This window comes from Culturomica sp. (genome assembly GCF_003524185.1).
Lineage (GTDB): Bacteria > Bacteroidota > Bacteroidia > Bacteroidales > Marinifilaceae > Culturomica > Culturomica massiliensis.
The window spans coordinates 191,115-203,877 of the sequence record NZ_DOED01000008.1 but is presented as its reverse complement, the minus strand read 5'-3'; the positions used below and the strand labels follow the sequence as shown (position 1 = coordinate 203,877).

The 12,763-nt window shown below is 41.7% G+C and carries 10 protein-coding genes and 1 CRISPR repeat array (1 of these 11 running past the window's edge); of the genes, 4 read left to right on the top strand and 6 right to left on the bottom strand.

Annotation, left to right across the window (positions count from 1 at the left end; translation table 11 throughout):
* Positions 1-509: direct repeats of the CRISPR family, unit length 29 nt; unit sequence GTTTCAATACTACTTAGTTCTATTAAAAG; it reaches 497 nt to the left of the window's first position.
* 310 nt (positions 510-819) lie between these two features.
* Together DD657_RS03770 and DD657_RS03765 are read right to left on the bottom strand one after the other, a co-directional pair.
* A complete protein-coding gene (locus DD657_RS03770) occupies positions 820-2,205 on the bottom strand; it encodes an NfeD family protein (protein WP_021988835.1) in 1,386 nt (461 codons plus the stop codon).
* Between the two features lie 112 nt (positions 2,206-2,317).
* Positions 2,318-3,115 carry an EI24 domain-containing protein gene (locus tag DD657_RS03765; RefSeq protein WP_021988836.1) on the bottom strand — a complete coding sequence of 266 codons (798 nt, stop codon included), beginning with the start codon at positions 3,113-3,115 and terminating at the stop codon, positions 2,318-2,320.
* A gap of 158 nt (positions 3,116-3,273) precedes the next feature.
* Here DD657_RS03765 and purB point away from each other — a divergent pair, with 158 nt between their 5' ends.
* Both purB and DD657_RS03755 read left to right on the top strand, forming a co-directional pair.
* Complete coding sequence (purB, locus tag DD657_RS03760; RefSeq protein WP_021988837.1) at positions 3,274-4,611, top strand: adenylosuccinate lyase; 1,338 nt, start codon at positions 3,274-3,276, stop codon at positions 4,609-4,611.
* An 84-nt stretch (positions 4,612-4,695) separates the two neighbouring features.
* Positions 4,696-6,519, top strand: a complete 1,824-nt coding sequence (locus DD657_RS03755; protein WP_021988838.1) for an ABC transporter ATP-binding protein — start codon at positions 4,696-4,698, stop codon at positions 6,517-6,519.
* Between the two features lie 46 nt (positions 6,520-6,565).
* On the opposite strand, the gene DD657_RS03750 is transcribed toward DD657_RS03755, so the two are convergent.
* The 4 genes from DD657_RS03750 to nfo form a co-directional block, all read right to left on the bottom strand.
* The gene (locus tag DD657_RS03750; protein ID WP_287048530.1) at positions 6,566-7,444 is read right to left on the bottom strand and encodes an NADPH-dependent 7-cyano-7-deazaguanine reductase QueF; all 879 of its coding nucleotides are present in this window, start codon (positions 7,442-7,444) and stop codon (positions 6,566-6,568) included.
* A 68-nt stretch (positions 7,445-7,512) separates the two neighbouring features.
* On the bottom strand, positions 7,513-9,093 hold the full coding sequence (locus DD657_RS03745) for a S41 family peptidase (protein ID WP_287048590.1): 1,581 nt from the start codon (positions 9,091-9,093) through the stop codon (positions 7,513-7,515).
* 23 nt (positions 9,094-9,116) lie between these two features.
* Positions 9,117-9,608, bottom strand: a complete 492-nt coding sequence (locus tag DD657_RS03740) for a metallophosphoesterase family protein (protein ID WP_021988841.1) — start codon at positions 9,606-9,608, stop codon at positions 9,117-9,119.
* Between the two features lie 30 nt (positions 9,609-9,638).
* Positions 9,639-10,487 carry a deoxyribonuclease IV gene (gene nfo / locus DD657_RS03735; RefSeq protein WP_021988842.1) on the bottom strand — a complete coding sequence of 283 codons (849 nt, stop codon included), beginning with the start codon at positions 10,485-10,487 and terminating at the stop codon, positions 9,639-9,641.
* 295 nt (positions 10,488-10,782) lie between these two features.
* On the opposite strand from nfo, the gene DD657_RS03730 reads away from it, so the two are divergent.
* Entirely contained in the window at positions 10,783-12,360 is a 1,578-nt protein-coding gene (locus DD657_RS03730) for a peptide chain release factor 3 (RefSeq protein WP_021988843.1), read from the top strand.
* A gap of 29 nt (positions 12,361-12,389) precedes the next feature.
* Positions 12,390-12,761, top strand: a complete 372-nt coding sequence (locus DD657_RS03725) for a thioesterase family protein (protein ID WP_021988844.1) — start codon at positions 12,390-12,392, stop codon at positions 12,759-12,761.
* Positions 12,762-12,763 lie beyond the last annotated feature (2 nt).

Here is a 12,763-nt window from a genome sequence, read left to right as displayed (position 1 = left end):
TGCTTCTCCGATAGCTTTATAATCGTTTCAATACTACTTAGTTCTATTAAAAGAAAGAACCGGATCGGTATGACAATACTCATACCGTAGTTTCAATACTACTTAGTTCTATTAAAAGTGGAGATGGCTTTAAAGAGGGAGCGTGATTTAAAGGAGTTTCAATACTACTTAGTTCTATTAAAAGCAAGGAACCATAACATCAAAGATGAAACGGGATACGGTTTCAATACTACTTAGTTCTATTAAAAGACCTTTAACATAGATGCGTTTTTCATGTTCGAATAAGTTTCAATACTACTTAGTTCTATTAAAAGGTTAATACTCTTATGCGCGAGGTTCAATTTGTTGAGTTTCAATACTACTTAGTTCTATTAAAAGTATTATCTCGAAAGAGGGAGTAGAATCGATTATCACGTTTCAATACTACTTAGTTCTATTAAAAGCTTTAACTTATGAAAACAAACATCTTTTCAAAATTAAGTTTCAATACTACTTAGTTCTATTAAAAGGCATTAAACATCATATCATACAAATTTGACAATCAACTATTTATCAATTATATTGCCATTGTTTTTTACCGTTGTTTGCAGTCGACCTGCAATTCTTAGATTTTTCCCGTCCTTCGACGACTATTTACAATCTATTCATTATCAATACGTCAAAGAACTTTTTATCTAAATTTTCAATAATCTGACCTAAAACAACCGATCTTTTCCCATAGGTCGACATTATATATGGGGATTGCATACATCTCTCCCCCTTATTTTTAGAAGTTTATATTCTTTCCTACCCGATTAATCATAAATCGGAAATCAAAGATCAATCTTCACTTTTCACAACATACAATTGTCCGGCCTGATAATCGACTACCTTTATCCGGCTTCCTTTTGTAATATAATCCCCCTCGGCAGATACGGCATCATAAATCTCTCCTTCTATTCTAATTTTACCTGCCGGACGAAGATCGGTTGTAGTAACACCTTCTTTATCCACTTCTTTTACAGCAGTCATATCCACCCCGACATACCCGTCCTCTGCCCGCTGTTCAGCATGCAAAGCAAGTGCCAACCGTCTGGAACCGAACAGCTTACCACTTAACCAAATACTTGAAATCAAAGCAAACAAAGAGCAGGTAATCACCAGAAACAGCGACCTGAGAATCATTCCGGCAAAATCTCCGAAAAACTCAAACGATATATCGTCGACCCCTGCCAATACCAATCCGGCAATAATACAGATAATCCCGCTGATTCCCGTTACCCCAAAACCGGGAATAACGAATATCTCCAAAAGCAATAACAGTCCGCCGATAACAAACAAAATAATATCCCCGTAATCGGCGATACCTTCCAGATACAAAGGAGCAAAATAGAGTATACAAGCCACTACGGAAGCCAATAGCGGAAATCCCACTCCCGGAGTCTGTAATTCAAAATAAATCCCTCCGATAATAAGCATAATCAAAAGTCCCTGTATTACCGGATTAATTAAAAAGCCAATAATCCGATCCAAACCAGTCGGATTATAAGTAGTTATCGTATAATTTTCTACCCCTCCCTGTTTAAGCACTTCACTTACATTTTCAGCTATACCGTCACAAAAACCATATTGTATTGCCTCATGCGGTGTAAAGGTCACCACTTTCCCGCTATCGGTTATTCCCTGAATATGAATCGTCTGATCGACCATAGCCTCTGCTATATGGGGATCCCTTTTCCACCGGTAGCTGGTGTCCCTCCCTTCTATCAGGGTATCCTTACCGTGGGCCTGGGCTGTTGCCCGTATCATTGAGCGCATATACGACTGGTATTTATCAGGCATGGCTTCACCGCTTTGATTAACTACAGTAGCCGCACCTATATTCGCTCCTTCTCTCATATAAATCCGGTCGCAGGCAATCGAAATCAAGGCTCCGGCAGAAGCAGCATTATTATCGATAAATACCCATACCGGTATCTTACTATTGAGTATCAGACTTCTCAAAGAATCAGCATACACTACCATTCCGCCATAGGTATTCATATCTATTAAGATGTAAGTTGCATTCTCTTCCTGAGCCTTCTCAAAAGATTTTTTGACCAAACGCCACACTTCAGGGCCGATCTCATCCTTTATATCCACTTTAAATACCAGGGTCCTTTCTCCTTCCGCCTGCACACCCAGCACCCATAAAAACATCGTTATGAATAAAACCAATCTTTTCATCACAATCATTAATTTAAAATTCAGGCGTTACATTAGATGTCACCCACTTTATTATTTTCCTAATTTAATAACACTGTATTTTTATTACAAATTATTTACGGAATATTTGAAATCAAATTTTCTGTATCGTTTCCTGCTTTTCCTCCGTCACCCGGTGAATCGCTACCGTTCCCGCTATAACCGATAAAATCGAAACAAAACTACAGGCAATGACACTAAGCCAGGGAATCATCAACGACAAAGCAAAAACACACCCGACGCCAGTCACCATACCCGCATTCTTATTGACATACCGAATGCTCTCTTTTACATTAAAACGCTTTCTTTCTATAGCATAATCCACAAAAGAAAAACCGTAAAAATAAGCAGATACCAGAAACAAGGCTACCGGAGCCAATAAACCGAGCAGCGGTATAAAAGAACACAATAACAACAATATCGTTATCAACAACTGAAAAAACATATTCCGGATAACGATCAGAATCCCTCTGAAAATCTCCCAAAGCAACTGTTTTAAACTGAAAGGGTATTTCTTTCCGGATAAATGTGCTTCCGTCCGCTCCGACAGCCAGGAATAAACCGGTGACATGACAATTAATATGATGTATCCACCGAATGCCATAAATAAAAGGAAATAAGTAATCCGCAGCAATATCCGTATCAGAAAACCGGCTGTACTACTCAACCACTGCAACCAGGATATACCTTCCAACCAACCTGTAATCTTCATTTCAACCAGTCCGGAAAGGCTGTCTCCTGCCAAACCGACCAGCCATTGCCCGGTCAAAAAAAGAAGGACCAGCACAATCAATGGAAAAATCAAAAACCAATAAAATTTACGGCTGAAAAGTATCTCAATGGCTTGGCCATATACTCCTATTCCCATAAAAAATCCTTGAAAAATACCCATAACCTATTTTCTAAATGTCTAAAGACAAAGTTAAAACTTTTCTCTTTTAACACAATTTTCAATTTTCAATTTTCAATTTTCAATTTCTTAATCCTATTTTTTGTATTTTTGTAAGCCTTGAAAAAATAGATGCATTAAAAATACTAAATATAATCATTATGCAAGCATTAACCGCTATTTCTCCTATCGATGGCCGCTATCGTGATAAAGTTGAAAGTTTATCCGAATATTTTTCAGAAAGTGGACTGATCCGTTACCGGGTCATGGTGGAAGTTGAGTACTTTATTGCACTTTGCGAATTACCGCTTCCTCAATTGAAGCCCTTCGACCACTCTTTATTTTCCCAATTACGGGAAATTTATATGGATTTTACGATAGAAGATGCGCAAAAGATTAAAGACATTGAAAAAGTAACCAACCACGATGTTAAAGCCGTCGAATATTTCATCAAAGAAAAATTCGACGCTCTGAATCTGCATGCATACAAAGAATTTATCCATTTCGGCCTGACATCACAGGACATCAACAACACCGCTGTTCCCTGCTCTTTCCGGGATGCCGTACATAACGTCTATTATCCGGTCATCGACGAACTGATCGCCAAACTGGAAGAATTGGCTGAAGAATGGAAAGATGTTGCCATGTTGGCCAAAACTCACGGTCAACCGGCTTCCCCAACCCGTCTGGGGAAAGAATTGAAAGTATTCACCTACCGTTTGAGCCGTCAACTGGAGTTACTGAAAAAAGTTGCTATCTCCGGCAAATTCGGAGGAGCAACGGGAAATTTCAATGCCCATCATGTGGCTTATCCCGAATACAATTGGGCCGATTTCGGTAATAAATTCCTGACGGAAAAACTTAAAATCGAACGGGAAAGTTATACGACACAAATATCCAATTATGATAATTTTGCAGCTTTATTCGATAACCTGCGCAGGATTAATACCATCGTTATAGACCTGGACCGGGATTTCTGGACATACATTTCCATGACTTATTTCAAACAAAAGATCAAGGCGGGAGAAGTAGGTTCGTCGGCAATGCCTCATAAAGTCAACCCGATCGATTTTGAAAATTCAGAGGGTAACTTAGGTATAGCGAATGCCGTATTGGATCATTTGAGCAATAAATTACCGATCTCCCGTTTACAAAGAGATCTGACGGATTCTACCGTATTACGGAATATCGGTGTACCGTTAGCCCATACCCTTATCGCTTTCAAATCCACGTTAAAAGGATTAAATAAACTGATCATCAATAAAGAAGCGATTGAACGGGACCTGGAAAAAAATTGGGCTGTCGTGGCCGAAGCCATACAAACCGTTTTGCGCCGCGAAGGCTATCCGAATCCTTACGAAGCTTTAAAGGCACTGACACGTACCAACAATAAAATCACACAGGAATCCATTGCCGAATTCATCGACACACTTGAGATTTCCGCTGATTTGAAAAAAACATTAAAACAGATTACACCGTCTAATTATACGGGAATCTAATATTTATCACAGCTAAATATCAAACCGGCCAGAAGTCCTTCCTCCGGATTTCTGGCCTTGATTTTCATCATTGAAAGCACATTTATGAAAGATTTGATTTCTATTCTCAGGAGATTTATTCCTCCCTATAAGAGCCGGGTTGCCAAAAGTGTCCTTTTTAATTTTCTGCATGCTATTTTCGGGAGTTTATCCATTGCGATGCTAATCCCGATCCTTCGGATTATTTTTGACAACCAGCATGACGTAACCGAACTCGTTCCCTTCGCCCTGGATACGAAATCCATCGCCCAGATTTTCAACTATTACGTCACTGAAATCAAAAACAGCTTCGGACAAGCCAATACATTGGTCTTTGTCGGTATCTTAGCCATTATTTCCACCGCTTTCAAAACCGGCTTCGCTTATCTGGCTTCTTATGAATTGATTTATATCCGTAACGGTGTCGTCAGAGACATCCGCAGAAAAATATACCTGAAAATCTTATCCCTGCCACTTCCCTTTTTTTCAGAAGAACGCAAAGGAGACATTATTTCACGTATGACCGGTGACGTTCAGGAAGTAGAAGCATCTGTCATGAGTTCGTTGGATATGCTTTTCCAAAGTCCGATCCTGATTATCGTATACCTGACAACGATGCTGATTATGAGCTGGCAGTTAACCTTATTCGTATTTGTCCTACTCCCTCTGATGGGGTTACTGATCGGCAAGGTCGGCAAAAATTTGAAGCGGCGTTCCTGGGAAGGACAGACTAAAATGGGAGAGATACTGGCATTGATGGAAGAAACCTTATCCGGCTTGAGAATTATAAAAGCCTTCAATGCAGAAAAGAAAATGGACGGGAAATTTTCCGGCGAAAACGAAGCATACCGGCGTATCCAAAACCGGCTGATGCGCCGTCGCTCCCTCGCCCATCCGATGAGTGAATTTTTAGGTACGATCGTCATCGTCATCGTCTTATGGTTTGGAGGGAAACTGGTATTGAACCACCAGAGTAACCTTTCTGCCGAAGGTTTTATCGCCTATATCGCACTGTTCTATTCGATTATCAACCCGGCTAAGAATTTGACAAATGCCTATTACAGTGTCCAAAAAGGGCTGGCTGCCATGGATCGTATAGATGTTATTTTATCAGCAGAATCCACCATTCGGGAAGTCGAAAAACCGGTTCGTATCGATACTTTCCGGGAAGCCATCGAATACCGGAATGTCGGTTTCTCTTACAACGAAAGCAAGCAGGTATTGAAAGACATCAATTTAACCATTCCTAAAGGAAAAATGATCGCTTTGGTCGGACAATCCGGCTCCGGGAAAAGTACTTTCGTCGATCTGCTGCCACGCTTCTATGATGTCAGACAAGGAGAGATATGTGTAGACGGCACGGATATACGTAATTTCGCCCTGTATGATCTGCGGGAACTGATGGGCAATGTAAACCAGGACCCGATATTATTCAATGATACGATATACAACAATATAGCTTTCGGAGTTGAAAATACCACGCAGGAAGCTGTAGAAAACGCAGCAAAAATAGCCAACGCCCATGAATTCATACTGCAAACCGAACACGGTTACCAAACCGTCATCGGCGACCGGGGCAGTAAGCTCAGCGGCGGACAACGCCAGCGGCTCAGCATTGCACGGGCTGTATTGAAAAATCCTCCCATAATGATTCTGGACGAAGCTACTTCTGCCCTGGATACCGAATCAGAAAAACTAGTGCAGGAAGCTTTGGACAACCTGATGCGTAACAGGACCTCCATTGTTGTTGCCCACCGTCTTTCCACTATCCGGAATGCCGACATGATCTGCGTATTCCATGAAGGAAAGATTGTAGAGAAAGGCAACCACGAAGAACTGCTGAAACTAAACGGCATATATACCAAATTGTATTCTATGCAGAATTTTTAAATCTAAAAAGAAGAAACACCGTCGTTTGAAATTTTTCTGTAATTAATCATTGTCTAAATGCCGATGCCGTGAGTATGTCGGCCCGTGGCAGGCAGGCAGGTATAAATTCGGCTTTGTTTGCCCGTACCGGACAAATATCGATACCACCTCGCCGGGTATACAGGCAACAAACCGTCAGTATCTCCGGATTGAAAATATCGGTAAGTCGTTTAAAAGTCATCTCACAGATTTCTTCGTGAAAATGATTTTCATCCCGGAGAGAAACAATGTATTTTAATAGAGAAAGCTCGTCGGGTAAATGTGCTGCTTTAATCCGGATGTAAATACTTCCCCAATCGGGTTGATGGGTAATCTTGCAATTGCTTTTCAACAAATGGCTGCATACCAGCATTTCACCACCATATTTTGTCACATTCTCCGACAGATAGGCTGGATTTTCCTGATATGCCGAAAAAGAAGCAGCAGCAATCCGGGGAAGTGTTTCAAGCAAAGTATATTCTGGAAAATCAAAAGGCCGGGAATCCGGTAAAGTCTGAAAAAATGCCGTTTCTACAGAAGTATGAAGCAAAGCGCTCAAATCCCGGGCAACCGTAGCTTTAAATACAGCAATCCCTTCGGCCACAGAATCCCCCAAACAGATCATATTAAAAGAACCCAGGTAAAGCTTCAATGATTTACTTTCAACCAGAAATTCGCTGGTGGAAGCATAAACCAATTTCAAAATTCCGGCGACCGGCAATCCCTGTTTCGTAAGAAAACTGGCTTCGTAACAATGCCAGCTGTCATATCCACAAAATAAGCTGTCCGGCCGGTCAATACCGTATATTTCCCGGTTCAGTCTACGGGGAACAGCCACCAATATTTCCGGACAATAGGTTTCAGGATATGCTATTTCTTTACCTAAAAGTTTAGATTCTTCCTGCATGAATCTTTATATTCCAATTTTAAATCAAAAAAACTTCAATTCTTTATCTCATCCAAAATTCCGCTGGTTTATTTTAAAATCCGTTCATACGTCCCGTCTTTCAGGGCCTTATATCCTTCTTTTAAAACCTTATTATCTTCATTAAAGATTTGATACATCTCGTTCATATCCCAGGTATCCCGCGCAATCAAAGCTTTTATCGACAGTTTCATGGCAGGAATGACCGGCTCCAGTAATTTTTCATCTTTAGGAACGCCTGCTTTTTCTCCCATTTTTACAATCTGGTCGATCATTTCCGGAGTAACCTCAAACGACTTCTGAAATTTCTCGAAAGTCGGATATTTTTTCTTCAGGTCTTCCCGGTTTTTATCTACATAACCGACGACAAATTCACCTACTACATTCTTAGCATTCAGACGATTAAAATAAGAATAATTGATATTCGTATCGATCGGAACAAAAACATCAGGAATGATACCGCCTCCTCCGTAAACAATTCTCTTTTTCAGCTTGGTATAATATTTCAGGCTATCGTTAACCGTTATACTATCCGCACTCAACAATTCTCCGCTTTCATAGCGGTTATATAATTCCGCCCGGTAATCTTCTCCTTTGTACGGCTTTTGAATACAACGTCCGGAAGGGGTATAATAATGAGCTATTGTCAGACGTATCATCGAACCGTCTGTCAGGGGATATTGTCTTTGTACCAAGCCTTTCCCGAAAGAACGGCGTCCTACAATAAGGCCTCTGTCCCAATCCTGTACAGCTCCGGAAACAATTTCACTGGCAGAAGCCGAATTACCGTCTATCAACAACACAATTCTCCCGTCTTTCAGCAAGCCTTTGGAAGTCGAATATTCCTCCCGGCGGCCGGAAGAAAGTCCATCCGTATAAACAATCATTTTCTTATCTCCGAGCATATTATCACTGATGCCGATAGCTGCCCCCATATATCCTCCGACATTGGCCTGCAAATCCAGAATCAGGTCTTTCATTCCTTCTGCCTGCATCTTTTTCACAGCTTCCTCGAATTCATCAATCGTATTGGCTGCAAAACGGGAAATTTTAATATATCCCGTCGTTTTATCCAGCATATAAGCCGCATCAACACTATGAAGCGGTATCATTCCCCGGACAATACGGAAATCCATAGGTTCCGAGCCACGCACCACGCTTACCTGCACCACTGTTCCCTTCTCCCCCTTCAACCGCTTCCTTACCTGGGTATTGGTCAGTTTTACTCCGGCGATATTTTCCCCGTCCACAGACACGATTCTGTCCCCTGCCAGCAATCCTACCTTTTCGGAAGGACCGCCGGGCACAACCGAAACGACCATCAGGGTATCCTGATAAATCGTAAACTGTATTCCTATTCCGAAAAATCCGCCTTCCAGAGGTTCGTTCATTTCCTCAACCTCCTCTTTGGTAATATAAACGGAATGCGGGTCCAAATCCGACAAGACCTTAACAATTGCCTCTTCCGTCAATTTCGGCAAATTTACCGTATCGACATAAAAAGCATCGATTAAAGCCATCAAACGCTGGTATTTCAAACTCTGTTCCCTTGCCTGATTATTATTCCGTTGTGCAAAACCAGTCAGGCATATTCCCAAACATAAGATAATTCCGATAAACAGTCTTTTCATCATATCTGATCTATTTTATTTTTTCAATTTCTTTCATATTCAATCAATTCCAGGTCTTTGATCTCTCCAGCCCCTATTACAAAACGCACAGCCGTTCTCACTTTATGAAAACCGTAACGTCCGGCTGCCCCCGGATTGATATGCAAACATGCCAGTTTACGGTCATACATAACCTTGGCGATATGCGAATGCCCGCATACGAACAGTTTGGGGCGTTCCTGCAACAAACGCGATTTAATCCGCATATCATAATGTCCCGGATATCCTCCGATATGAGTCATCAGCACCTTTACACCTTCACAGGTAAAAACGTCGGTTTCCGGATATACTCTCCTCATCATTCCCCCGTCTATATTTCCATATACGGCTCTGACAATAAAATGCCGCTCCAATTCTTCCGCAACCTCCATAGTTCCGATATCTCCGCAATGCCAAACCTCATCACATCCTTCAAAGAATTCCAGCAACTTCGGATCTAACCACCCGTGCGTATCCGACAATAAACCGATTCTCATAGTTCAAAATTAATTGTTCCGGGGCTATGGTCAATGCCTTTCAGCAAATCCGTACAACAGACTGATCTCTTCAGCCCATAACGTTTCGTCCGGTGTTTCCAATACCAAAGGGATGTCATCGAAACGGGAATCCTGCATAATTCTGCGGAATACGTCCATTCCCAACTCTCCTTTCCCGATATTTTCATGCCGGTCGACATGTGATCCCAATTCTTTTTTGGAATCGTTCAAATGCATTCCTTTCAGATACTTAAAACCGACAACCTCATCAAAATGCTCAAAAGTTTCCGTAAAACCGGACTCCGACTTGATATCGTATCCCGCAGCAAAAGTATGGCAGGTATCGATACACACGCCCACCCGACTTTTATCTTCTACCTTATCGATAATATAAGCCAACTGCTCGAAAGTATAACCGAGATTAGAACCCTGACCGGCCGTATTCTCCAACACGGCACATACTCCCCGGGTTTGTGCTAAAGCCAGATTTACCGATTCGGCAATCAAAGAAAGGCAGGCTTCATCACTGATTTTCTTTAAACTGCTTCCCGGATGAAAATTCAACAAACTCAAACCCAATTGCTCACAACGTTTCATCTCGTCCAGAAAAGCAGTCCGGGATTTCTCCAATCCTTCCCGATCCGGATTTCCCAGATTGATCAAATAGCTGTCGTGAGGCAGGATATGTCTGGCAGCATAGCCGTATTCGTCGCAACGTTGGCGAAAACGATCAATACTCTCTACCGTCAAAGGGGCAGCGACCCATTGCCTTTGATTTTTTGTAAACAAAGCAAAAGCTCCGGCCTTCAACGCCCGAGCCTCCTCCGGGGCATTCTCAACACCGCCGGTAATATGTACATGTGCTCCGATATATTTCATACTTTTTTCCCTGTTTTACGCAAATAAGGTATACAAAGGTATGTTTATTTTTGATTTATATACAACCCCGGCCAATTTCATCGTTCATAATTTTATCATAACATCTGAAAATAACGTTATTTTTTCCTTTACAATAACAGAATAAAGGACACATACAGAATTTACTGCAAAATACGGATCGATTTTCCCCAAAATCCATTTTCCGGACTTGTGGATAACGAGAGATTTTACCTGTATCATAGTAAAATTTTATTATCTTTGTGCCCGTTTTAATGGTCAGGAATAGATTTAACCCATGGGATTTAAAGAAGAAATTGCACGCAGAAGGACATTCGGTATTATCAGTCACCCGGACGCAGGGAAAACCACGCTTACGGAAAAATTATTACTATTCGGAGGCGCTATTCACATTGCAGGTGCTGTAAAATCGAATAAGATAAAAAAGACGGCGACGTCCGACTTTATGGAAATCGAACGTCAAAGAGGTATCTCTGTGGCCACATCCGTGATGGGATTCGAATACAATGACGTAAAAATCAATATTCTGGATACCCCCGGTCACCAGGACTTCGCTGAAGATACGTTCCGTACCCTGACAGCGTGCGACAGTGTCATTATCGTCGTAGATGCCGCCAAAGGGGTTGAGTCCCAGACCCGCAAGCTTATGCAGGTGTGCCGGATGCGCAAAACCCCGGTAATCGTCTTTATCAACAAACTGGACCGGCCTGCCCATGATCCTTTTGATTTATTGGATGAAATCGAAAAAGAATTGCAGATAAAGGTAAATCCGCTTAGCTGGCCGATCGGCAGCGGAGATACGTTCAGAGGCGTATACAACATTTACCAGAAAAACCTGCTCTTATACAACCCTACAGTTCAAACTTTGCCTGAAGGAATTGAAATAAACGATTTGCATTCGGCAACATTGATCGAACATATCGGAGAACGGGAAGCTCACGCCTTGTGTGAAAATCTGGAATTGATTCAGGGCGTCTACCCTCAACTCGACCGTCAGGATTACCTGAATGCAGAAGTTGCCCCCGTATTCTTCGGTTCGGCACTGAATAATTTCGGCATCAGAGAACTATTGGATTGTTTCATCGAACTGGCTCCTTCCCCGCTTCCCCGGGAAACGGAAGAACGTACCGTACTGTCGGACGAAGAAAAATTCACTGGTTTCGTATTTAAGATACATGCCAATATGGATCCGAACCACCGCGACCGTATTGCATTCGTAAAGGTCTGTTCCGGAATTTTCAAGCGAAATACCAATTATTTGCATGTGAGAAACGGGAAAATGCTGAAATTTTCAACTCCGACAGCTTTTATGGCTTCCAAAAAATCGATTATCGACGAAGCTTATCCCGGAGATATTGTAGGTTTACACGATACAGGAACATTCAAGATCGGAGATTCTTTAACCGAAGGTGAAAAATTACATTTCAAAGGAATACCGAGCTTTTCTCCGGAATTATTCAAATACATAGAAAATGCCGATCCGATGAAATCCAAACAATTGGCTAAAGGTATCGATCAATTGATGGACGAAGGGGTTGCCCAGTTGTTTGTCAACCAATTCAACGGCCGCAAAATCATCGGTACTGTCGGAGCATTGCAATTTGAAGTTATCGAATATCGTTTGCTGCACGAATACGGGGCATCCTGCCGCTGGGAAGGCATCAATCTGTACAAAGCATGCTGGATCGAAGCCTTGGATGAAAGTGAGTTAACCGACTTCAAAAAGCACAAAGCCCAATACATGGCTAAAGACAAACACGGCAGGGATGTATTTCTGGCCGATTCACAATATATGCTGCAAATGGCTCAGAACAATTATAAAAAACTGATATTCCATTTTACCTCTGAATTTTAAGAATAAGAATATATATAAAATCATGAAATATGCTGGAAACCGGAATCACATACAAACAATCGATAACTGTGCAACCCAAAGACACTGCCGCCGTATACGGATCAGGTAGTCTGGAAGTTTTCGCCACTCCGGCGATGGTTGCCCTTATGGAAAATACGGCGGTTCATTGCCTCAAAGGACATCTGGAAGAAGGCCAGGACACCGTCGGAATTGAAATAAATGTAAAACATATTAAAGCAACGCCCGTAGGAGACAAAGTAAATTGCAAAGCGAAAGTAACGGAAATCGAAGGACGCAGAATACGTTTTGAAATAGAGGCAGAGGACGAAAAAGGGCAAATCGGATATGCCATCCATGACCGTTTCATCATTGACCCGGTAAAATTCATGGCTAAACTTTAGTC

Excerpts from the sequence above, each read along its gene's own strand:
- DD657_RS03770 (WP_021988835.1), bottom strand. The coding sequence starts at position 2,205 with ATGAAAAGATTGGTTTTATTCATAACGATGTTTTTATGGGTGCTGGGT.
- DD657_RS03765 (WP_021988836.1), bottom strand. The coding sequence starts at position 3,115 with ATGGGTATTTTTCAAGGATTTTTTATGGGAATAGGAGTATATGGCCAA.
- purB (WP_021988837.1), top strand. The coding sequence starts at position 3,274 with ATGCAAGCATTAACCGCTATTTCTCCTATCGATGGCCGCTATCGTGAT.
- DD657_RS03755 (WP_021988838.1), top strand. The coding sequence starts at position 4,696 with ATGAAAGATTTGATTTCTATTCTCAGGAGATTTATTCCTCCCTATAAG.
- DD657_RS03750 (WP_287048530.1), bottom strand. The coding sequence starts at position 7,444 with ATGCAGGAAGAATCTAAACTTTTAGGTAAAGAAATAGCATATCCTGAA.
- DD657_RS03745 (WP_287048590.1), bottom strand. The coding sequence starts at position 9,093 with ATGAAAAGACTGTTTATCGGAATTATCTTATGTTTGGGAATATGCCTG.
- DD657_RS03740 (WP_021988841.1), bottom strand. The coding sequence starts at position 9,608 with ATGAGAATCGGTTTATTGTCGGATACGCACGGGTGGTTAGATCCGAAG.
- nfo (WP_021988842.1), bottom strand. The coding sequence starts at position 10,487 with ATGAAATATATCGGAGCACATGTACATATTACCGGCGGTGTTGAGAAT.
- DD657_RS03730 (WP_021988843.1), top strand. The coding sequence starts at position 10,783 with ATGGGATTTAAAGAAGAAATTGCACGCAGAAGGACATTCGGTATTATC.
- DD657_RS03725 (WP_021988844.1), top strand. The coding sequence starts at position 12,390 with ATGCTGGAAACCGGAATCACATACAAACAATCGATAACTGTGCAACCC.